Here is a 23,177-nt window from a genome sequence, read left to right as displayed (position 1 = left end):
ATATATGAAGTATAACCGTATCTATATTAATAGTCATTTAGCTGAAAATAGCAAGATAGAATTAGCAAACGATCATGTGCATTATGTTAAAACGGTGCTACGTCTTAAAGTAAATGATGGCTTGCGTATCTTTAACGGTACGGATGGAGAATTTTTAGCACAAATTACCTATATAGGTAAGCATAAGCTATCGGTTAGGCTTAAAGAACAGTTAAAAAAGCCGTATACAGAATCTGCATTAACTCTTGCTGCTGCTATAATAAAGCAAGATAAATTAATGCTTGCAATAAATATGGCTACGCAACTCGGTATAACTAAAATTATTCCGTTAATTACTAGGCGGTGTCAATTTAGAACGATAAATATTGAACGTTTAACGAAATGTGTTATTGAAGCAACAGAGCAATCAGAACGTCTTACTCCTCCGATAATTGAAAAAGCTATCACAATACAAGATTACCTTAAACAGAATAATAATTTGATGTTATATGCTAATGAACATGAAAAAGAAGAAAATTCTATATTACGAATTTTATCATCACTTAGTAATAGTGATATAACTATTATTATAGGACCGGAAGGAGGCTTGACCGATGATGAGCTGGGACTTCTTGCCTCATATAAGAATACAAAATCTGTAAGTTTAGGAAATAATATATTACGTGCTGAAACAGCAGCAATAACTGCTATAGCACAAGTTAGGTTGTTAAGTCGTCATTGTCGGTAGGTATTGCCCGCATGAATACCTGAGCCGTCATTGCGAGGAGATGCATAGCAGAGGGTGGAGGCAATCTCAGGAATTTGGCACGAGATTGCCACGTCGCTTCGCTCCTCGCAATGACGAAAAGATAGAGTTACTTCGCCTTTTCTATTCCGGGTTTACAAAATAGCTTACCTAAACAAAGGAAAGAATATACACCACAAAAGCCTATAATTATATAAAGTATTGTAACAATAATTGGAAATGAGCCGAATAAAAGTGTAACTAAATTAAAATTAAACAATCCGACTAAGCCCCAATTTATAGCACCTATAGAAGATAGTAAATGGATAACTGTAATAAGTGGATTACTAGAGGTATTTATTAACATATTTAAGCTCCTTATTAATTAAACGTAAAATCATCATTTCTCATTTTGAGCGATATGTCTACTAAATTTTATAATTCTATAATTTATTAATCCTTCTTAAAAGTTTGATATATTACAGGTATAACAAAAATTGTAAATATAGTACCGATGCTTAATCCTCCAACTATTACAAAGCCTATAGAATTACGAGCAGCAGCACCGGCTCCATCTGCAAAGACTAGAGGTAAAGCTCCCACTACAGCAGCAAGGGTAGTCATTAGAATTGGACGCAAGCGAAGTTTTGAGGATTCTATTATAGCTTCTTGAACCTTTACTCCTTTTTCTCTTAGCTGATTAGCAAATTCTACTATCATAATAGAATTCTTAGTAATTAATCCAATTAAAGTAATAAGTCCGATATTACTATACATATTAAGGCTATTACCGGCAAGCCAGAGAGCAAGTACACCGCCGGTTATTGAGAAAGGTACGGCGAGTAATATTAATAAAGGGTCAGTAAAGCTTTCAAATTGAGCTGCAAGCACTAAATAGATAAATACAAGAGCAAATACAAATGTTATAAGCATATTACTGTCTGCCTCTCTCATTTGTTTAATTTCGCCGATATATTCAATTATAGTATTACTAGGGTCAAGTAACTTAGCGGTTATTTTATTGATTTCATTAATTGCATCATTAATTTTTCCGTCAGGAGCAAGATCGGAAGAAATAGTAACGGATTTTGAATTATTATAATGACTATATGATTTTACTGATATTTTTTCCGTAATATTAGCTATAGATTCAAGCGGTAACATATTATTATTTTTTGCTCTGATTAAAATTTTACTAAAATCACTAATATCTTTTCGATCTTTTTGATTAAATTGCAATATAACGTCATATAAATCATTACCCATTCTAAAATCCCCGATTTGTTGACCTGCAAGTAAATATTGTACCGTTTTGCCTATATTTGCTAAATCCATTCCGTATAAATAAGCCTTATCACGGTTGACTTCTATACTTATAGTCGGCATTGCCGATTGTAAATTTCTATTGACGTTTAAGAAAATAGGATTTGTTTTCATTATATCAATAAATTGTTGTGATATTTTATCTAAATCATCATATTCAAGGTTCGTTTGAATAGTAAACTCGATAGGGCTACTTGCATTCCCGCTAACCATTGAACGTGGATCCATAGCGAAAATCGACATGCCCGGGATTTCGGAAAACTGCTTATTTAACATATTTTTAATAGTTTCTTGGGAACGAGAACGCTCACCCCAATCTTTTAACGGAATGAATCCAAAAACATTATCACTACCGCCTGCACCTATTACCATCAGATAACCTAATATATCTTTATAATTAGCAAGGATTTTTTCGGCTTCTTTCACTACTTTAGTAGAGGATTCTAAACTAGAACCTTCGGGTCCTTTAAGAGAAACTTGTAAAAATCCGTCATCTTCTTGGGGTACGAAAATTTTTTGAGTAAATTTAAAACTAATAATCAACACTATAAAAGATGATGCAATAATGATGACAAACTTCTTTTTATTGTCAAAAGTTAGCTTTAGATAGTAAATATATTTATTTTGAATAAATTGTAGAATGTCGTTAAACTTTACTAAGAATTTCGGTAAGTCCGTATTATGTTTTGTAACCATACGACTTGACATCATAGGAGTTAAAGTTAAAGCAACAAATCCTGAGAACAAAACGCAAAATGCTAAAGTCCAAGCAAATTCAATAAATAATTTCCCGATAAAACCCTCTATAAAACCGACGGGTAAAAATACGGCAGCAAGCGTAATAGTCATAGCAATGATTGCAAAGCCGATTTCTTTAGAAGCAAGTAAAGCTGCTTCCATGGGTTTATGCCCCATTTCATTATATCTAAAAATATTTTCAAGCATAACTATCGCATCATCGACGACTAAACCTATAGCAAGTATCATAGCAAGGAGCGTAAATATATTAATAGAAAATCCGAAAGCATACATTACGCTAAAAGTACCGATCAACGATACCGGAATCGTCACAAACGGAATTAAAGTAATTTTAGCAGAAGCAAGAAATAAATACGTGACTAAAACTACTAATATTAAAGCTTCAAAAATTGTTTGAAATACCGCATAAATTGATGCTTTTACAGGTGTTGCACCATCATATGCGATACCCATGCTTATTCCTTTGGGCATAGATTCTTTAATTCTTTCTAGCTCTTTAGTTACTTCATTTGATAAATCTATGACATTAGCTTTTGATTCTTTTATAAGACCAAGAGCAATGGAGCTTTTGCCGTTATATCTGAAAATTATGTCCTCATCGGGAGAGGTTAAAGATATTTTCGCTATATCTCGTAATTTTATGATACCTCCGTTTTGTACTTTTAGAATAATATTACCGAATTCTTCCGGTGTAGATAAAGAACCTTCAAGAGTGACTATAAAATTATTACTTTTTGTTTTAATCGTACCTGCGGGATAATCTTTATTTTGCTCTTTTATTGCGGATTCAATCTCCAATAAAGAAATTTTATGTTGATATAATTTTTTGGAGTCAGGTTCTATTCTCATTATATATTCCCGACCGCCGTAAATTTGTGACTGTCCTACACTTTCAAGTTTATCTAAAGGTGTTTGTAGATTATCTTCGACGATCTTTGTTAATTCTAAATCGCTATATTGATCACTTTCAACACTTATGAAGAGGCTTGGGAAACTATCGGCGTCAAGTTTTGCAACTGATGGGGCTTTCATATCTTGCGGGAACATATAAGTGATATCCGATATTTTAGAACGAACATCGTTTAATGCTACTTCAATATCGGTAGATAGTAAAAATGATAAAGTAATACTACTTTCGCCTGTAGAACTTTGAGAAGTTATATAATCTAAATTTTTAACCGTCTTTAAAGCTTTTTCTATACGCGTCGTTATTTCTTTTTCCATATATAAAGCATCGGCACCTGCATAATGAGCTTCGACATTTATAATGGGAACTGAAATATCCGGAGTTCCTCTAATTTGTAGTTTGGTAAAAAAAATTGCTCCAAGAGCTACGATAACCAAACTCAAAACTGTAGCAAAGACAGGGCGTTTAATACAAATTTCAGACAATAACATTGGAGTTAATATATTTTTCTTTAAAAATTTTATTCTAAATTTAATGTGAATAGAGAATTATTACATAAATCTACTATTCGGTTAGAAATATTCTATATAAAAAGTGAAAGATGGTTTCCAACTTATTATATAATAAATTAAGTATATATTGTTTTTTATTAAAAAACTTATAATTTTTTACAAAGTAGAAAATTAGCTTTTGTAATTTACTATTGACAATAAATTAGGGTTTTAATGATAAATTTTCACTTGATTAAGATAGTTTTAACAGTATAACTGATGTAAAATGGCTACATTTTTCTATAAATTAATATAATAACGTATATATTTTAAACTTTGTAAATAACTGGCATTTGCAGTATGTGGGTAGTTTGTTATAATTAACTCACATAAAAAAATATATTGATGTATATTATTGCCAGTTGTATATATTGTTTTATAAAAAAACATCAATACATATTAACCCATTAAAGGAGAGTTGATTTTATTATGAGTACACATAACAAAAAAGAACCAAAAAAAATGAATAAAACCGAATTTATAGCATTTATGACCGACCATGGTCATAATCATAAACATGCTTCACATAAAACATTAACAAAAGCTGATGCTGAGAAAGCACTTAATTTAGTTCTTGATAGTGTGATTAGTGCTATAAAGAGCCACCATAATATTAATATAACAGGCTTCGGTTCATTTGAAATACATCATAGAAAAGCACGTGAGGGTCGTAACCCAAAAACCGGAGCAAAAATGAAAATAGATGCTTACAATCAACCTACTTTTAGAGCTGGAAGAAAAATGAAAGAAGCTTGTAATTAAAAGAAGTAACTTATTACAATACTGATAATTTCCAAACCCCGTTACAAGCTTGCGGGGTGACCCTAGAAAAACCGGCTCATGCAAAGACATCTTTCCAAACTTCTCTTCTAGAGCTAATTTATACGTCGATCCGGTACTCGAATCCTCACGTATGTTTTTGTATACGCTGCGGTTCTGTGCTCCGTGTATCCTTTAAATTTCTCTCTATAAGTCGGTTTGGAAAGATGTCTAATGCTCTGCAAAAGCCGGAATGATATAGAACAATTCTTAAGTACAATTCATAACGATATTACAACCATTGATAATTGAACGCCTAGAGTTTAACTTAAAACATAATAAGCTATATAATAGTTGGCTTATCGAAGCCGAAAATATAGAGCAAGCTTTAAAAGATTTAGAAGATTTTATATATAGTAAGCTTTTTAAGAATAGCATTCCTCTTGAAAACAATCCTGATTATCATTTCATCGCTAGGGAAACTTCAACTACATCTAATGCTAAAAATATTTCTATTGAACAAATAAGAAAATTACAAGATTTCTTAAGTAAAACTTCTGCAATTTCAGGTTATAAAGTTGCCGTAATTTATGCGGCTGATCTTATGAATTTAAATGCGGCGAATTCATGCTTAAAAATTCTTGAAGATGCACCAAAGAATAGTTACATTTTTTTAATTACTTCAAGAGCTGCAAGTATTATATCTACAATTAGATCAAGATGCTTTAAAATTAATGTTAGCTCATCTCAACCTCATTCTATAAATGAATTATATCTTCAATTTATTCAGCCGATAGCAAATAATGAAACGTTAGATTTTATTAATCGTTTTACTACTAAAGACCGAGAATTATGGCTAGATTTTATTGATAATTTATTATTATTATTGAATAGAATTCTTAAAAAATCCGCTAACGTCAATATTGAGCTTCTAGATTTAGAAAATAAGATTTTTGATAAACTGCCAAATAAGCATCCTTCCTATTTACTACAAAAATTTACCGATATAAAAAAGTTAATATATAATACCGTTGATTATGATTTAGACTTAAAAACAGGTTATATATTAGTGGTGAATGAGTTTTTTAGTAATTAACACGATATCACTACGTTCCTTTCCACGTTATCCATAAAAGGCGTTATTGCATGGATAGGTAAAACCCGTTGTGTCGCCCCGTGGCTTGACCTATAGTACCGGACAGTTTTTGAAAAGACCTCTATGTCATCCCCGCCTACGCGGGAATGACATAGAATAGAAATTGTCCGGTACTATTGGCTTGACCACGTGGTTCATAAAAACAACTTGAAATACTAATAATTTTAGTATTTTAAACTGGATTCCGCTACAAGCTAGCTAGGATGACAACGGAAAATCGATCCATGCAACAACGCCTACATAAAACAACAAAATATATTGTTGCTAAAACATATGGGGCGAAATATATTAGAACCTTATTAAATACAATTATTTACATGTTTAAAACTTTAACACAAAATTTAACGAAGATTTTTGATAAGTTAGTCAGCTCAGGGATTTTAACAGAAGCCCAAATAGATGCTGCTATGCGGGATATAAGAGTAGCTCTTTTAGAGTCGGATGTTGCATTACCGGTGATAAAAGATTTTATAGCGGAAGTTAAACAAAAGGCACTCGGACAGGAAGTTATTAAATCCGTTTCACCGGGGCAGATGATAATTAAAATTATTCATGAAGAGATGATAAATCTCTTAGCTTCAAGTGAAAGTGAGACAAAGCTAAATTTAAATTCAAAGCCGCCGGTAAATTTCCTAATGGTAGGGCTGCAAGGGAGCGGTAAAACTACGGCGAGTAGTAAGCTTGCTTTACGACTTAAAAATCAAAATAAAAAAGTTTTACTTGTTTCTTTGGATACTTACAGACCGGCCGCACAAGAGCAACTTGCTATACTTGCAAACTCAGTACAGATTAATTCATTACCTATTGTGCAAGGTGAGAAACCTCTTGATATTGTCAAAAGAGCTATTGCCGAGGCTAAAATTTCTGCTTATGGCGTCGTAATTTATGATACGGCAGGTCGTACACAAATTGATAAAGAGATGATGGAGGAAGCTCTTGCAATAAAAAAGATAGTGGAGCCTACGGAAACTTTGTTAGTAATTGATAGTATGACGGGACAGGATGCAGTAGTTACGGCAAATAGCTTTAATGAAAAGTTAGAAATTTCAGGATTAATTTTATCTAGAATTGATGGCGATTCCAAGGGCGGCGCGGCACTCAGCGTAAAATATATTACTAAAAAGCCGATTAAATTTTTAAGTAGCGGTGAAAAACTAACTGATTTAGAAGAATTCGATGCTGAACGTTTAGCTTCTCGAATACTTGATATGGGTGATATTATCTCTTTTGTTGAAAAAGCAGCTAGTATTGTTGATAGAGAAGAAGCCGAAAAAACGGCAGCTAAATTGAAAAAAGGTAAGTTTGATTTAAATGATTATCTTCAGCAAATGAGAAGCATAAAAAAAATGGGAGGTTTTGGTAGTATACTTAGCATGTTACCGGGTAGCGGTAAAATTATGGATCAAATAGATCAATCAAAATTAAATAGTAAAATAATTGAACATCAAGAAGCAATTATTTTATCTATGACGCTGAAAGAACGTGAGAATCCTGACATCATTAATGCTTCTCGTAGAAAACGTATAGCTGCTGGAGCAGGGACTACGGTACAAAAGGTAAATATTTTGCTAAAGCAATATAAGCAAATAAGTGAGATGATGAAAAAAGCCAGTAAAATGAATCCTAAAAATCTATTACGTAACGGAATTGGAAAATTGTTTTCGTAAAACGGCATTATTGCGTAGAGGGTTTTACCGTCATTGCGAGCAACTTTTGGTGTTGTTGTGTGGCTAGTTTATGTCATTCCAGCTAGGCATTGTTGTGTGGATACTAAAACCGTCATTGTGAGGAGGCGTTGTTGCGTGGACCGGTAAATGCTCTTTATGTCATTCCCGCGAAAGCGGGAATCCAGAAAAAAAGTATAAATACAGCAAATTTTTGAAATTAAAAGCTCGATTTATCTCGCTTTATGCTGGATTCCCGCCTACGCGGGAATGACATCGGTATCCACGCAACAATGTCTTGCGAGGAGGAAAGCGACGTGGCAATCCAGAAAAAGTAATAAAAAATGCTAAAAATTAGCATTTTTACTGGATTGCCGCACGGTCTTCGACCGCTCGCAATGACGGGTGTGGGTATTCATGCAACAACGCCCGTGCCGGCTTACAATGACAGGTCTAATCAATCTTCAATTTCAAAGTATTTGCAAAAAATGTATAGATATTGATAAAATAATTGGCACTATCTTTTAAATCACTACCACTACCATGCCCACTATCTCCACTTTCTAGAAAGTAAGTTTTAGTATTTGGGTTTTGCTCAAGTACATACTCAAAAATTCTTCCATGCCATGGGTGTACACGCTGATCTAATACTGAATCTATAATTAACACAGTTGGGTATTTTTGAGTTAAAGATAAATTTTCTAAAGGTGCATAATTTTTAATATGTACTAAATCATTTGGATTTTCCGGATCTCCATATTCAGTTACCCATGAATGTCCTGCTCCAAATTCTTTATAGCGTACCATATCAAGTATCGGTACTTCGCATGCTATAGCTCCAAATAAATCGGGACGCTGAGTCATTGCAACACTTACTAGCAATCCGCCGTTACTTCCTCCTTTAATTCCTAAATACTCAGGGCTAGTAATATTTTACTTTATTAAATCCTCTGCTACTGCAATAAAATCATTAAAGCCGGTTTGACGTTTTATTCCTTGAGCCGCCTTATGCCACTCAGGACCAAATTCTCCGCCTCCTCTGATATTAGCAAGAACACTCACTCCACCATGTTTAACCCATACTTCATTTTCCATGCGAGAGAAATATGGAGAGTTGATTACTTGAAAACCACCATATGCTTCAAGTAATGTTGGATTCTTACCGTCAAATTTTATACCTTTTTTATAGACAATAAAATATGTTATTTTAACTCCATCCGAGCTTGTTGCTTCCTTCTGCTCTACAACATAATTTTTGCTATCGAACGGATATAAAGGCTTTCTAATAACTTTTAATTCATGAGTTTTATCCCATAAATAGATAGTTGGCGGCACTATAGAATTTTCTATAGTAATTAGTGCATCTTCTTCCTCATCATCAGACAACATACCAAAAATTGCATTTTCATAGGGCAGTTTTAAAGTTACCGGTTTTGTCCATTCATTATTTTCTAATGTAAATGTTACTACTTTTGAAATAACATTCTCATAGCTAGTTAAAAATACTGTATCTTTAGTCATTCCTACAAAATAAAATACTTCTCTCTCTGTTGGGGTAAATAATATTTTTAAGCTAGCTTTATCGTTATCTTCTTTTAGAAGATCAGCGTAGTGTATGGCAACAAGTGAGCCTGCTTTTATATTACTATCTTTAAATTGCCAATCGGAACGCAGCAGCCAAAATACATATTCTTTAAAAGAACCTTCAGGTGTTGCATCTGATGGCATATTTATTTTTTGTAATTTTAAGCTCTCATCTTTAGTATCTAAAATATAATTATCGTAATTATAAAAATCCTTATCTGCAGATATAAATATTAAAGATGAAGAAATATTATCGGATAAAAGCTTACCGCCTGATACACGTATATAATTCTTTGGTATTTCAAATAGTTTTTTGGCTTTCTCTATAGGTTCTCCTCGCTTCCATATGTAGAGCGAGTTAGGATATAAAGAGTCAGTAACTTCCTCTTTATTCAAAACTGGATTAAATATAATAGTATTTTGATCAACCCAAGTAGGGACAGTAAATTTACCTTCTAGTAATTTTCCGCTACTTGTTTTTGGCTCAAAACCATTTTTTACAAAATCTTTTTTCTCTAAATCCCATTCTCTAAAAAACATCTCATCCTTACCGCCAAATGACATGGTAATTAAGAAACGATTAGGGTTTTGAAAACAATCACTTCCACCTCGATACATTACTTTTTTACCGAGTTTTTTGGATAATTTATCAAAATCGATTAGAACTTCCCAATTTGGTTTATCTTTAGAGTAATTCTCAACTAACGTCCTACGCCATAACCCTTGGGGATTTTTATCATCCATCCAAAAATTATACACGTAACCTTTACGGATAATACCATATGGAGTTTTTCTTTGGTCATAGAAAATAGATTCTGTTTCTTTTTTTATTGGTTTATATTCCGGCATAGATTGGAAAGCTTTTTCTGTTTTATCAGTACGCTCTTTTGCCCATTTTAGAGCTTCAGCTCCTTCTAGAAATTTGGTATCTTTCGGGTTATATATTTGTTCATTATTATTTCCCATAGCTTGAACACAAAAGGTTAATAAAATAATTGTAAAATAGTAGGTAATTTTTTTCATCACTTTAATAATATCTCTTAAATTAAAAATATTTATTATTGAAATCTCGGCTAATCGATTTTATTCTATGTACATAATATATTTATCCTTATAATCTTCTGGTACAAGAATTTTATATTTGAGTGATATATATTGGATTAATAAACAAAAATTGTAAAGCTTAATTTACCTCAATTTACAATTGCAAAAGTATTATTAATGATGTATTTATAGTGCAGTATATCATTAACATTTATGTCTAAAAATCTTAAGCACGATGAGATTATACGTAGTGCATTTGAAAATCCAATAGTTGCCAAAGAGTTTTTTCAAATGCACTTACCGCCTCATATACAAAGTTTGGTTTCTTTTAAAACTCTTAAAATGGAAAAAGATAGTTTTGTAGATAAAACACTTAAGAAATCCATATTAGATATTTTATTTTCCGTTAAATTTAATAGTGAAGACGGTTACTTATTTTTATTATTAGAACATCAAAGTACACCTGATTATTACATAGCTTTTCGCTTGTTTAAGTATACTCGCTCAGTTTGAAAAATTGGCTATGTCGTCTTTATAAGACCTCGGATGCTCACGTATTTAGTATACGCTCCGCTCCTCGGCTTACAGACTCATTGCTCTTTTTCAAATTGAGCTTCGTCTACCGACTCTTCATTTTACTTCGGAGTATATATGTTAAACATTGCCGAATATCATATGAAAACAACAAAAAGCAAGAAATTTCCTTTCATATATCCGTTAGTGTTTTATAATGGCATACAAAAATATAATGCTCCTTTAAATTTATGGGAATTATTTGAAAATAGTGAATTGGTAAAGGCTACTTGGACTAATGATTATCAACTTATAAACGTGCATGATGTATCTGATAAAGAATTGAAAAAAAATGCTTGGTCCGGAATTTTACAATTTTTCATGAAGCATATTCATGAACGTGATTTATTGAAAAGATGGGAAGAGATAGCTGATCTCTTACCTAAATTTGCTAAAGTTAATATTAGCATTGATTATATAGAGCTATTTTTATTCTATACTTTGACCAAGATTAAGCAAAGTGATATAATGGAAGTAGAAAACATACTTAAATCAAAATTAAATTCTAAAAAAGAGAAAAAATTATGGGAAGTATAGTAGATCATTGGTTGCAAGAAGGCAGAAGAAAAGAAAAAATTATTATAGCAAAAAATTTAATCAAAGCCGGTTTAAAAACTGACTTAATAATTGCTTCAACCGGATTAAAAAAAGAAGAAATTGAGAAGTTACAACAAACTGCCTGAATTCTTAAAAAATATGAAAGTGACGGCAGATAATTTAAGCATTTATATTCACTGGCCGTTTTGTTTGTCAAAATGTCCATATTGTGATTTTAATTCTCATGTGGTAAGCACTATAGATCATCATCAGTGGCTTAAATCCTATGAAACGGAAATAGAGTATTTTAAAGATATTATTCAAAATAAATACATTAAATCTATTTTTTTCGGTGGTGGTACTCCCTCTTTAATGAATCCTGTAGTCGTTGCAGGAATAATAAATAAAATCAGTAATCTAGCAATTATTGATAATCAAACCGAGATAACTCTAGAAACTAATCCCACATCCTTTGAAACTGAGAAGTTTAAAGCATTCAAATCCGCCGGAATTAATCGTGTTTCAATTGGAGTACAATCCTTAAAAGAAGACGATTTAAAAAAATTAGGTAGAACTCATGATGCTTTGCAAGCCATCAAAACAATTGAGGCAGCAAATTCGATTTTTCCAAGAGTATCATTTGATTTAATATATGCACGTAGCGGTCAGAAATTAAAAGATTGGCAAGAAGAGTTAAAGCAAGCTATGCGACTCGCAAACGGCCATATTTCTCTTTATCAATTGACTATCGAAAAAGGCACGCCTTTTTATAAATTATTTAAGGAGGGTAATCTGATTTTGCCGCATTCAGATGCAGCAGCTGAGATGTATGAATGGACGAATCATTATCTAGAATCTCAAAAATATTTGAGATATGAGATATCTAATTATGCTCTAGCAAATCAGGAATGTTTGCATAATTTGACTTATTGGAATTATAATAATTATTTAGGTATAGGTCCTGGAGCCCATAGTAGAATAATTGAACCGGCAAGTTCGGTATCGGCAATTATGATGTGGCATAAACCTGAAAAATGGTTAGACTCGGTTAAAACAAAAAATGTCGGTATTCAAACTAATGCTAAGCTAACAAATCAAGAAATAATCGAAGAGATTTTAATGATGGGTTTACGTCTTAAAAGCGGTATAAATATTGCTGAACTAGAGCAGAAAATAAACACAAAATTAGTTGATATTTTAGATATGAATAACTTGCAGAATTATCAAAATCAAGATTTAATTAAGTTAGATAAAAATATCTCTCTTACCGATAAAGGTTTAATGCTGCATAGTTATATAGTACCTAGATTAATTATATGAAAATTATTCAAGTAATTTTAAAGTTTATAATTATTTTTATTATTCCTTCTATCCATGCTCAGGAATGTAAACTTGAGTTTAAGACTGAAAAGATACATGTGAACGGTGTCACGTACGATCAAAAAGTCGGAGACCCAATTACACCTATAGCAGATGCTATTAAGGCAGATAATCTTGAAGAAGTAAAAAAGATATTAGATGAGGGATACGGAGTAAATCAACCATGCTTGGGTTGGGTTCCTCTAGATTATGCTATATCGAATAATAATATAAAAATTGCCGATTTTTTATTAAAGCGTGATGCATCCATGAGTTTAATCCATATAAATATAGGATTTATGAAGTCGGAAATTGCCGAATTTTTAATTAATCAGGGAATGAGTCCTAATTTAAGATATGAAGACGGTATTACCGGAATGATGCTAGCCGCAGAAAGAAATAATCCTGATTTAATAAAACTTTTGCTTAAGCTAGGTGTTAATCCTAACGTTCAAAATTCTAAAACCGGAATGACTTCCCTTATGTATGCAGCATCATATCTTAATGTTGAAGTTGTTCGTGTTTTATTAGAACAGGGAGTAGATCCTAATATTAAAGATTTTAAAGGAAAAAGAGCTTTAAATTGGATAGCAGTGGATGCTAATAGAAAATTACATGCTTCTGATGGAGAATATTATGCTGCTTTATTTCTTGCTCCGTTTGAAACTAAACAGAAAATTATAAAAGAAAGAAATAGCATTAAGACAAGAAATAAAGAAAAGGAAAAAGAAATAAAAAAGCTTTTCAATTCTCACCGTTAAATTTTGGTAGTGTTTCTATTTATATCTTACAAGTTAAGATAAAAACCTATTCTAATTTTTTTAAAATTTTTATAGCGTTATTGCGTGGATACCACCCCGTCATTGCGAGCGACTGTAGACGTTGTTGCATGGCTCAAAAAGCCGGCTCTATATCATTCTCGCGTAGGCGGGAATCCACCGTTGTCATACCGCGACTTGATCGCGGTATCCAAAAATACAACTTAAAAATACTAAATTTTAGTATTTTTAATTGGACCCCGTGGTCAAGCCTATAGTACCGGACATTTTTTTAAAAAATCTCGATGTCATCCCCGCGAAAGCGGGGACCCATATTAAAAAATCTTTAAAATTAAAGATTTTTTATTACATAGTTTTTTTAAAGTAAAGCTTTTTTTAAAAGCTTTACTTTACTGGATTCCCGCCTACGCGGGAATGACATATAATAAAAATTGTCCGGTACTATAGGTCGAGCCACGGGGTGACAGTCATTTTCTGGATTCCCACCGTTGCTGGAATGACATAAAGAGCATTTACCGGTCCACGCAACAATGCCTGCTCGCAATAACGTTTTTATGTGATTTACATAAAACCGTCTAGTACAGCATCATTCACAAAGCTTGATACAAGCAATTTTGTAGGACTCGTCTGTGCTCACGTACTGATGTACGCTTTGCAGACTCGTCCTTAAATTTAGCTTGTCTGAAGTTTTGTGAATTTAGCTGTATTATGGTTACTATACCCATATCCAAGGTTGAGCAGAATTTGCTAATATACCTTGGTTGATATCTTTAACTGAATATATTCTAATAAAATAACGATCTTCTCCATCCCATTTAGGACTATAGCTATCTCTTTTATGTAAAACCATTTTATTGCTTAATACAACAATATCACCGGAAGTAACATATATATAGTTTTGAATAGATTCTTGATCTACGATTTCTCTAATTTTATTTAAAAACCCTGCTGCTCTTTGTGTTTCGGGAATAGCATCCATTTTTATTCGGCTATAATAACCGGTAGCATGTTCTACTAATAAAGGGAGATTGTTACTCACTATTTTACATGAAAAAGAATCTGCACTTGTTACTATAAATTCATTACTACACCCGATTAAGATATCTTGGTAGCTCAATTGATTTAATATATCTTTAAGGCTAATATATACTATAGGTAGATTCTCATGTCCTTTATGTACAATCCCAAAAATTGAATAGTCAACTATAGGAGATAAGTTATCACTCTTCTCTGTCATTGGACGGTATGCAGCATCTACATGCCAATCTAAATCATTATACGGCGATTGAGAGCTACGTTCATTATGAGAATTATATTTTGGTGCTACTGCTCTAATGATATTCTTATCTTCATCTTTATATAATACAGGAAAACTATCAATTATCCCTATTACTCCATATATATGATAAATTAGCTCTTCTATTCCGCTAACCCGTACCTCACCGTCATAGGGAGTCATTATATTATAATTTTTTTGATCGATATTTTTTATATGTATAATTTCTGCATTATTATTTACGGCATCTTTAATTTCTTTTGTATAATTTACATATTTTTTTCTAAAAAATTTTTAAAAAATACAGTAGATTTATATGGATTTTTAGTAAAATTATTTAAAGTCTCCTCGTTATTAATATTAAAATTTTTTAGATAAATTTCTTTTCTCATAATACACAGTCATTCTCTTTAAATCTTTTTTATGACTGAGTTCCAATTTTTAGAAGCATTAATAATACCGAAAGGATCTACATATTTTGTATCTACTAGATATAAATCTTTTTTTTCTTTCAACCAGCTAGTTAATCTAACGATTTTATTGTTTAAATTTTCTAATTTTGCTATACAAGTTTTTTCATCTAAAGTTTTCCGCCAAACATCATAGCAAGCATTATTATAGTCAATATTAGTATCTTCAATGATGAAATAATCCCCTTCTTCAAAGATATTATTATGAAAATATTCTAAAATACCTATAGTATTAATATGAGCATCTTCTATTAAAACTATGGGATGTACTATTTCGGATATTTTTTCTTTTGGGAATATTGCCTCTACTTTATTAGAATCGCCTTGTAAAAATTCTATTCTATTATCACCTTTTACGGCTTGATCAATATTTTCAAAATCGATATCTATACTAATAACTTTACCGTTTTTTACTGATAAACTTTGTATATCAGCCAACCAAAGGGCGGAAGCTCCTTTAAAACTTCCAAATTCAATTATGGTTTTGGGTTTTAATTCTTGAATTAAACCTTGAGTAGTAACAATCTGAAAAGGACTTTTTTGTAATGGTATATTTTTCCAATTAATATCACAGCTATTTTCAGCAATAGAATGCCAAAACGATTCAGGTAAATCGCTTGCCGTAGTTCTATTATTTATAGATACAAATCTTTTTTGTGATGCAGTATTATTTAGGAAATTTAACATATATCCTCAACTTTAAGTTAATATAGCTATTGTAATGCATACTTTAGATTCTAAAGTCAATAGCATTTTTAAATTAAAAATTGAAAAATGTGGAAAGAAATTTGAGCGTTATCATCCTGCAAACTTGTAGGCGTTGTTGTATGGATACCAAATCGTCATTGCGAACGACCGTAGGGAGCGTGGCAATCTCATGAAATAATAACAAACTCCTGAGATTGCTTCGTCAATTGCTATGCAATTTCCTCGCAATGACGATATCCGGCCTTAATATAATTAAGATAAATATACTTCCTTATCTAAAGTATCTTCGCTGTTATCTATAATCATAGTAATTGTTGCATCGCCGGTAATATTGATAGTAGTACGTAGCATATCAAGTATTCGGTCAATACCGGCAATAATTGCTACTCCCTCTATAGGTAAGTGAACTGAAGAAAGAACCATAGGAAGCATTATCAAAGAGGCACCGGGAATGCCGGCTCCGCCGATAGATCCAAGTGTTGAGGTAAGAATAATTACTAAATAGTCATGAGGAGCAAGCGTTACTCCCATCATTTGAGCAAAGAATATAGTAGTAAGAGATAGATTTATGGCGAATCCGTCCATATTAATTGACGCCCCTATCGGAAGTACGAATGAAGTACTAGACTCTGAAATGCCAAGCTTTTCACGACAAACTTGCATAGTAGTTGCAAGAGTTGCCTTACTACTTGAAGTAGAAAAAGCAAGTATCTGATATTCAAAACTTTTTTTATAAAAAGGTATAGGGGAAACACGGCAGAATACATATATAAGTAAGCCAAAAACAAAATATTGAAATGTCATCGCCACAACTACCGCTACAACAAGTTTCGATAAACTAATCATTACTTCAACTCCCTGCATGCCTACAATCCAGCTTGTTAAAGCAAAAGCACCGTAAGGAGATAATTGAATAACAAACGATATCATTTTTAATATTAATTTTGACATTACATGAATTAAATCAGTAACAGGTTCACCGACAGATTTCATTTTGTTTAAGGTAATCCCAACAAAAATAGCAAAAAATACAACTTGCAAGACATCACCGTTTGCAAAAGCCCCAACAGCATTATCAGGGACGATATTTACAAAAAAATCAATTATATTAAATGAAGTTCTACTTGTCGTTCCTGAAGAGGTAAAATCTATATGTATGCCTACTCCCGGCTTTAATACTAAGGCAACAGAAAGCCCAAAAACCGTGGCAAAAAAAGTAGTACCTAAAAAAGCGGCTACCGCTTTCATTCCTACTCTGCCAAGGGCAGAAGTATCATTCATACTAGTGATACCGGAAACCAAACTAAAGAAAATTAAAGGGGTAATGATCATTTTTATCAAGCGTAAGAAAATGTCACCGATAGGTTTAATATAATTAACATATTGTGGTAAGTATATACCAAATATAATACCTAAGATTAACCCTAAGGTAACTTTTTGCCATAATTTCATAATTTACTTACTTAATTTTTAAATTTGTTCAACTATAAGTTTATTTACTATTTTGGTCAATCCATTCTAAGTACTTTTGAAAGCCATAGTCAATATTTATTTTTATTATTTGCGGTAATTCATAATTATGAATTTCAAGGAGTTTATTTTCAATTTCGTTATAATTAGAAGATTTTGTTTTAATTACAAGTCTATATTCGGCTTCTAAAGTTACTCTACCATCCCATCTAAAGTAACTTTTGATATCCTCAATTTGAATGCAGGCAGCAAGATTTAATTCTAACAAAGCAGATGCTATTTTCTCGGCAATTTGCAAATCATTAGTAGTAGTTAAAATTAAACAGCAATCTTGCATACTCGATGAACTTGAAAAATTGGCTACGTCCTCTTTGTAAGTCCTCGGATGCTCACGTACTTTTGTACGCTCCGCTCCTCGGCTTACAAATTCCTTGCTTTTTTCCAAGTTGATCTTCGTATGACTCCTCTTCATTTTACAAAGATACACGCTTAAACCTCAACAAAACAATTAGGTGTTTCATATAGTTTGAGGTTCGATACGAAGAAGTTTTGACCTACAAAAAGTTTAGGAAAAATTTCATTCTTTAAATGCGTCGCTATATTTTCTGCAGTTGGGTTATTCTGCATGTAATATATTTTTTGACCGGTACAATTTTCTATTTGCTGCCCCATTTCCTTATCGTCTTGATGTAGGATTAAGCTATGATCAAAATTTTCATCAATCCATTTTTTAGCTACATCCTTAATTAAACCAAAATCGATTACCATACCAAGTTTATCGGTTTTGTTTGCGGCTATAGCGATCTCAAGAACATAGCGATGACCGTGCAGGAATTGACATTTATTTTGATGTCCTATAATTCTATGTCCTGCATCGAACTCAATACGACGAGTACATTTTATCATTAATATATACTTCCTTTCTTTGGATAATTTTACTTTTTTTCAAAAAGTAAAACGAGACCACGTCATTGCGAGGAGCGAAGCGACGTGGCAATCCAGTATTTTTTTATTATTTCATGAGATTGCCGCACAGCCTACGGCTGCTCGCAATGACGTGATGATATCCGCAACATTTTCTACAAATTCAGTAGTAACTTCTCTGGATTTTCAATAAGCTCTTTAATTTTTACCAAGAACGATACTCCTTCTTTCCCATCAATTATGCGATGATCGTAAGATAAAGCTATATACATCATCGGACGTATTTCAATTTTACCGTCTATAACTACAGCTCTTTCCTCGGTTTTATGTAAGCCTAGAATACCTGATTGAGGAGGATTAATAATCGGTGTAGATAATAATGAGCCATATACGCCTCCGTTAGAAATCGAGAATGTCCCCCCTGACAAATCAGCCATAGAAAGTTTACCTTCACGAGCCTTTTTAGCCAAAGTTCCTATAGCTTTTTCCACTTCGGCAAATCCCATTTTATCGGCATCCCTAACAACCGGTACAACAAGCCCTTGCTCTGTTCCGACAGCTACACCTATATCATAGTAATTTTTATATACTAAATCATCGCCGTCTATTTCAGCATTTACCGACGGAATAAGCTTTAAAGCTTCAATTGTTGCTTTAACAAAAAACGACATAAAGCCAAGTTTTACCAAGTGCTTTTTTTCAAACTCTTCTTTATATTGATTACGCAAGGCAATTACTTTTGACATATCGATTTCGTTAAAAGTAGTCAAAATAGCTGCTGTATTTTGTGAATCTTTTAAACGCTGTGCAATAGTTTTACGCAAGCGTGACATACGAACACGCTGTACTCTTTCTTCATTAGTTTTGTTTACTGTAGGAGTAGAAGTAGCAGCAGACGGTGTGTTTATTGTTTCAAGCACGTCACCTTTGGTAATTCTACCGTCTCTACCTGTTCCTTTTATATTATTGGGATCAAGCTTATTTTCGGTAACTAATTTTTGTACGGAAGGAGCAAGAATATTATTAACCACGGCAGGTTTCTCTACAGGCTTTTCTGAAGTAGGCTGCGTAACTGCTTGAGCTTTAGCAGATTCATTATTAGTACCGGCAGTATTTGCAGCTGCCCCTTCATTTATTTCGCCTATTTCTTCGCCAACTGCTACATTTGCACCGTCAGTTTTCGATATTTTACCTATAGTACCATCGCAAGGAGCATTAACTTCTAAAGTTACTTTTTCGGTTTCGATTTCTAACAGTAACTCATCGGTTTTAACCGGATCGCCTTCTTTCTTATACCACTTGGCAATAGTTGCTTCCGTTACGGACTCGCCAAGTGACGGTACTATAATTTTAACGCTCATAATTTATTTTACTCCTATATTTTTATCGTCATTGTGAGAAGGCCTTGCCTGCATGGAGACCAAAGCCGTCATTGCGAGAAGAATTACAAAGTAATTCGCCGAAGCAATCTCAGGAGATTTGACGAGATTGCCACGTCGCTTCGCTCCTCGCAATGACGATTCGGGTATCCATGATGGCAACGCCATCAGTCGCTCGCAATGACGATTTCTTAGGCAATATACCTCAAGAATCACATCCCCAATGCTTCCTTTAATAGCTTCTCTTGCTGTTTATTATGTGCTTGCAGCGAGCCTACTGCCGGAGAGGCTGATTCCTCTCTACCTACATATTTAAATTCGTTATTAATTCCTGCTTCTTTTAAAACATCGTTTAAGTGAGAAACTATATAACGCCAAGCTCCCATATTCTTTGGTTCTTCCTGACACCAAATAAATTCCTGCGTCCTATTATATTTTTTTAATAGTGATGCTACAAGTTTTTTTTCAAAAGGGTATAATTGCTCAAGCCTAATAATCGCTATATTACTGTTATTGCCACGCATTTCAAATAGATCGTAATATACCTTACCGCTACATAAAATTACTTTAGTAATATTGTTTGTGTCTACTTTATTTACCTCATCTAAAACCGGTAAGAAAGTAGTATTTTCGCCTAGCTCATCAAGTTTAGATACAGCATATTTATGACGTAATAATGATTTCGGCGACATTATGATTAGCGGTTTGCGGGTATCATCAAGTATTTGACGACGTAGCAGGTGGAAAATCGAGGCAGGAGTAGTTGGATATGTAACATACATATTATCCTCAGCCGCTAGCTGCAAGAACCTCTCAAGCCTTGCCGAACTATGCTCCGGTCCTTGTCCTTCAAATGCGTGCGGAAGTAGGACCACAAGTCCGCTCATACGAAGCCATTTTGTTTCGCTGCTTGAAATAAACTGATCAAAAATAATCTGAGCACCGTTAGCGAAATCACCGAATTGTGCTTCCCATAAAACTAAATTTTTTGGATTTGCGAGTGAATAACCATATTCAAAACCAAGTACCGCATATTCAGATAAATTACTATCGGCTACCTCGTATTTTGCTTGGGTCTTAGATAAATTATTTAGAGGTATATAGGTAGTATCGTCAATTTGATTGTGCAATACTGAATGACGATGCGAGAAAGTACCGCGTCCGCAGTCTTGTCCGGTTAGCCTTATATTTGTGCCTTCGCTAAGCAAGCTTGCAAAAGCTAGCTGCTCAGCAGTTGCCCAATCAATAGGCTGATCGCTAGTCAGAGTAGCTTTTCGAGCTTCAAATAATTTTACAAGTTTTGGATTAACGGCAAAATCTTTCGGTATTTCACATAGTTTAGTTCCTAAATCTTGTAATGTTTTTTTTCCGACGCCCGTTATTGCAGCTTGTGTACGAATACGAGAAATGCCTTGCCATAAACCACCTAAGAAATGTGCTTCCGGCTTATAATTCTTGGCTTGCTCAAACTCTTTATCTAGCTTTGCTTTAAATTCTTCTTTTAACTTAGCAAAATAATTATTATCAATTATACCGCTTTTTACTAACTCATTTGCGTAAATATTTCCAGGGGTCGGTTTGCTTTTAATGATGTTATACATCTTACCTTGAGTATACATCGGCTCATCGCCCTCATTATGCCCGTATTTGCGGTAACAAATAATTTCGACTACAACATCCTTACCGAATTTTTGCCTATATTCTACTGCAATATTGGTAGCTTTTAACACTGCCTCTATATCATCACCGTTAACGTGTAAAATCGGAGCAGCTATGATTTTAGCAAACTCCGTAGAATATCTGCTAGCTCTAGTATCTGCAGCATTTGCCGTAAAGCCTAGCTGGTTGTTAATGACGAAATGTAATATTCCGCCGATATCATAAGCAGCAAGCGGTGACATTGATAGGCTTTCGGCAACTACGCCTTGACCGCAAAAAGCAGCATCACCATGCACTAAAATAGCCTTAACTTTACTGCGTTTAGTATCTCCGAGAATATCCTGTTTTGCTCTTACTTTCCCTGCAACTATAGGATTTACCGCTTCTAAATGTGAAGGATTATCAGCTAGTGATAAATGTATTTTCTTGTTATCTATAGTTCTATCGGACGAATAGCCTAGATGATATTTCACATCACCTGAAACATTTAGCTCATCAGGAAATACGCTACCGCTTATGAAGCCCGCAATGACAGCTTTATACGGTTTGCCGACTACTTTAGTCAGAGTGTTTAATCTCCCTCGATGTGCCATACCGATAACGATTTCTTCAACGCCTTGGTTCATGGATAAATCTATAGCTTTACTCATAGCAACTATAGAAGCATCACCCCCTTCAACGGAAAAACGCTTAGCTCCGGGAAATTTTGTATGTAAATACTGCTCAAACCCTTCTACTTCTACTAAATCATTTAAGATAGTTTTTTTGTCTTCAGAAGAAAATGTAACTTCACTTTCTAACTTATTATATAACCAATTTTTTTCTTCTACATTTTCTATTTGTTCAAATTCAACCCCGATGGAACCCGTATAAGTTTTATCGAGTTTGGTAACTAATTCAGATAATTTACAGTTCCAATTACCAACAAATTCATCCGTAATATTGATATTTTTCTCTAGTTGACTGTTATCAAGGCCAAAAGTTTCTATATTAAGCTTTAAATCATTTTTTGTTTTACGTAGCTCAAGACCAAGCGGGTCAAGATTCGCTAAATAGTGAGCATGCTTGCGATAAGTATTGATCATTTCTTTAGCTTTTAAACTAGACATCTTGCCAAACTTCGCTTCTAGAGGTAATTTAGACGTCGATCCGGTACTCGCATCCTCACGTATGTCTATATACGCTGCGGTGCTGCGTTCCGTGTCTCCTTTAAATTCCTCTCTATAAGCTGGTTTGGCAAGGTGTCTGTTATTTAAGACTTCAGAAGATAGATTATTATTTAACGGTTCTTTTTTTATTTCATAAGGAATAATTATCTTTGCAGTACTTTTATTAAGCACGGTACTATTATCCTTAATGCCGGCAAAAAATTCTTGCCAAGTTTGATCAACCGAGGCGGGATTGGCTAAATATTGCCTATATAGCTCATCAACAAAAACGGCGTTCCCACCAAATAAATAACCTGTTTTTTTTAAGTCTTCTTCCATATTATTGTTTGATTGCACATAAGTATGTCATTCCCGCGTAGGCGGGAATCCAGTCCTTTTTGGTGTCATCCCGGGACGAAGTTCC

General features: G+C 33.4%; 16 protein-coding genes and 5 pseudogenes. 10 read left to right on the top strand and 11 right to left on the bottom strand.

The window, feature by feature from the left end; all coding sequences use genetic code 11:
- Positions 1–4 precede the first annotated feature (4 nt).
- Entirely contained in the window at positions 5–727 is a 723-nt protein-coding gene (locus tag RF_RS05920; protein WP_011271421.1) for a 16S rRNA (uracil(1498)-N(3))-methyltransferase, read from the top strand.
- A 127-nt stretch (positions 728–854) separates the two neighbouring features.
- On the opposite strand, the gene RF_RS05915 is transcribed toward RF_RS05920, so the two are convergent.
- Entirely contained in the window at positions 855–1,091 is a 237-nt protein-coding gene (locus RF_RS05915) for a DUF378 domain-containing protein (protein WP_011271420.1), read from the bottom strand.
- A gap of 86 nt (positions 1,092–1,177) precedes the next feature.
- Complete coding sequence (locus RF_RS05910) at positions 1,178–4,204, bottom strand: efflux RND transporter permease subunit (protein ID WP_011271419.1); 3,027 nt, start codon at positions 4,202–4,204, stop codon at positions 1,178–1,180.
- 489 nt (positions 4,205–4,693) lie between these two features.
- Between RF_RS05910 and RF_RS05905 the strand changes: the two genes are divergently transcribed.
- From RF_RS05905 to ffh, 3 genes are all read left to right on the top strand, one after another.
- On the top strand, positions 4,694–5,026 hold the full coding sequence (locus RF_RS05905) for an HU family DNA-binding protein (protein WP_008579420.1): 333 nt from the start codon (positions 4,694–4,696) through the stop codon (positions 5,024–5,026).
- A gap of 298 nt (positions 5,027–5,324) precedes the next feature.
- Positions 5,325–6,119: a DNA polymerase III subunit delta' gene (locus RF_RS05900; RefSeq protein ID WP_011271418.1), complete on the top strand. Its 795-nt coding sequence runs from the start codon at positions 5,325–5,327 to the stop codon at positions 6,117–6,119.
- Positions 6,120–6,496: 377 nt separating this feature from the next.
- Entirely contained in the window at positions 6,497–7,846 is a 1,350-nt protein-coding gene (gene ffh / locus RF_RS05895) for a signal recognition particle protein (protein ID WP_041405362.1), read from the top strand.
- A 450-nt stretch (positions 7,847–8,296) separates the two neighbouring features.
- Here ffh and RF_RS05890 read toward each other — a convergent pair.
- Positions 8,297–10,450 (bottom strand): annotated as a pseudogene (locus RF_RS05890) (prolyl oligopeptidase family serine peptidase).
- Between the two features lie 234 nt (positions 10,451–10,684).
- Here RF_RS05890 and RF_RS05885 point away from each other — a divergent pair.
- Positions 10,685–10,966 (top strand): annotated as a pseudogene (locus tag RF_RS05885) (Rpn family recombination-promoting nuclease/putative transposase); the annotation flags it as partial.
- A 9-nt stretch (positions 10,967–10,975) separates the two neighbouring features.
- Here the strand turns inward: RF_RS05885 and RF_RS11620 are convergent.
- A pseudogene (locus RF_RS11620) lies at positions 10,976–11,078 on the bottom strand (palindromic element RPE5 domain-containing protein).
- A 44-nt stretch (positions 11,079–11,122) separates the two neighbouring features.
- Between RF_RS11620 and RF_RS11615 the strand changes: the two are divergent.
- The 5 genes and pseudogenes from RF_RS11615 to RF_RS12045 all read left to right on the top strand — a co-directional run.
- The gene (locus tag RF_RS11615; RefSeq protein WP_011271413.1) at positions 11,123–11,581 is read left to right on the top strand and encodes an Rpn family recombination-promoting nuclease/putative transposase; all 459 of its coding nucleotides are present in this window, start codon (positions 11,123–11,125) and stop codon (positions 11,579–11,581) included.
- Entirely contained in the window at positions 11,569–11,727 is a 159-nt protein-coding gene (locus RF_RS10810) for a hypothetical protein (protein ID WP_011271412.1), read from the top strand. The genes RF_RS11615 and RF_RS10810 overlap by 13 nt, the downstream gene beginning before the upstream one ends.
- Before the next feature lie 13 nt (positions 11,728–11,740).
- On the top strand, positions 11,741–12,901 hold the full coding sequence (gene hemW, locus RF_RS05870; RefSeq protein WP_011271411.1) for a radical SAM family heme chaperone HemW: 1,161 nt from the start codon (positions 11,741–11,743) through the stop codon (positions 12,899–12,901).
- Positions 12,898–13,176: pseudogene (locus RF_RS12050) on the top strand (ankyrin repeat domain-containing protein); the annotation flags it as partial. The gene hemW and the pseudogene RF_RS12050, both read left to right, overlap by 4 nt.
- 33 nt (positions 13,177–13,209) lie before the next feature.
- A pseudogene (locus RF_RS12045) lies at positions 13,210–13,464 on the top strand (ankyrin repeat domain-containing protein); the annotation flags it as partial.
- Between the two features lie 970 nt (positions 13,465–14,434).
- Here the strand turns inward: RF_RS12045 and RF_RS11605 are convergent.
- The 7 genes from RF_RS11605 to RF_RS05815 form a co-directional block, all read right to left on the bottom strand.
- Positions 14,435–15,178 carry a Fe(II)-2OG oxygenase family protein gene (locus RF_RS11605; RefSeq protein WP_011271409.1) on the bottom strand — a complete coding sequence of 248 codons (744 nt, stop codon included), beginning with the start codon at positions 15,176–15,178 and terminating at the stop codon, positions 14,435–14,437.
- Between the two features lie 227 nt (positions 15,179–15,405).
- Positions 15,406–16,152, bottom strand: a complete 747-nt coding sequence (locus tag RF_RS05840) for a CmcI family methyltransferase (RefSeq protein WP_011271408.1) — start codon at positions 16,150–16,152, stop codon at positions 15,406–15,408.
- Between the two features lie 273 nt (positions 16,153–16,425).
- On the bottom strand, positions 16,426–17,625 hold the full coding sequence (locus RF_RS05835) for a dicarboxylate/amino acid:cation symporter (RefSeq protein ID WP_011271407.1): 1,200 nt from the start codon (positions 17,623–17,625) through the stop codon (positions 16,426–16,428).
- A gap of 40 nt (positions 17,626–17,665) precedes the next feature.
- The gene (gene cutA, locus RF_RS05830) at positions 17,666–17,980 is read right to left on the bottom strand and encodes a divalent-cation tolerance protein CutA (RefSeq protein ID WP_039595166.1); all 315 of its coding nucleotides are present in this window, start codon (positions 17,978–17,980) and stop codon (positions 17,666–17,668) included.
- A gap of 152 nt (positions 17,981–18,132) precedes the next feature.
- Complete coding sequence (locus RF_RS05825; RefSeq protein ID WP_011271405.1) at positions 18,133–18,549, bottom strand: 6-pyruvoyl trahydropterin synthase family protein; 417 nt, start codon at positions 18,547–18,549, stop codon at positions 18,133–18,135.
- Between the two features lie 173 nt (positions 18,550–18,722).
- Positions 18,723–19,928, bottom strand: a complete 1,206-nt coding sequence (gene odhB / locus RF_RS05820) for a 2-oxoglutarate dehydrogenase complex dihydrolipoyllysine-residue succinyltransferase (protein ID WP_011271404.1) — start codon at positions 19,926–19,928, stop codon at positions 18,723–18,725.
- Positions 19,929–20,158: 230 nt separating this feature from the next.
- The gene (locus RF_RS05815; RefSeq protein ID WP_041405326.1) at positions 20,159–23,092 is read right to left on the bottom strand and encodes a 2-oxoglutarate dehydrogenase E1 component; all 2,934 of its coding nucleotides are present in this window, start codon (positions 23,090–23,092) and stop codon (positions 20,159–20,161) included.
- Positions 23,093–23,177: the final 85 nt, after the last annotated feature.

The organism is Rickettsia felis URRWXCal2, assembly GCA_000012145.1.
GTDB classification, from domain to species: domain Bacteria; phylum Pseudomonadota; class Alphaproteobacteria; order Rickettsiales; family Rickettsiaceae; genus Rickettsia; species Rickettsia felis.
Note: the sequence above shows the minus strand (reverse complement) of the source record. Positions and strands in the feature narration are given on the sequence as shown.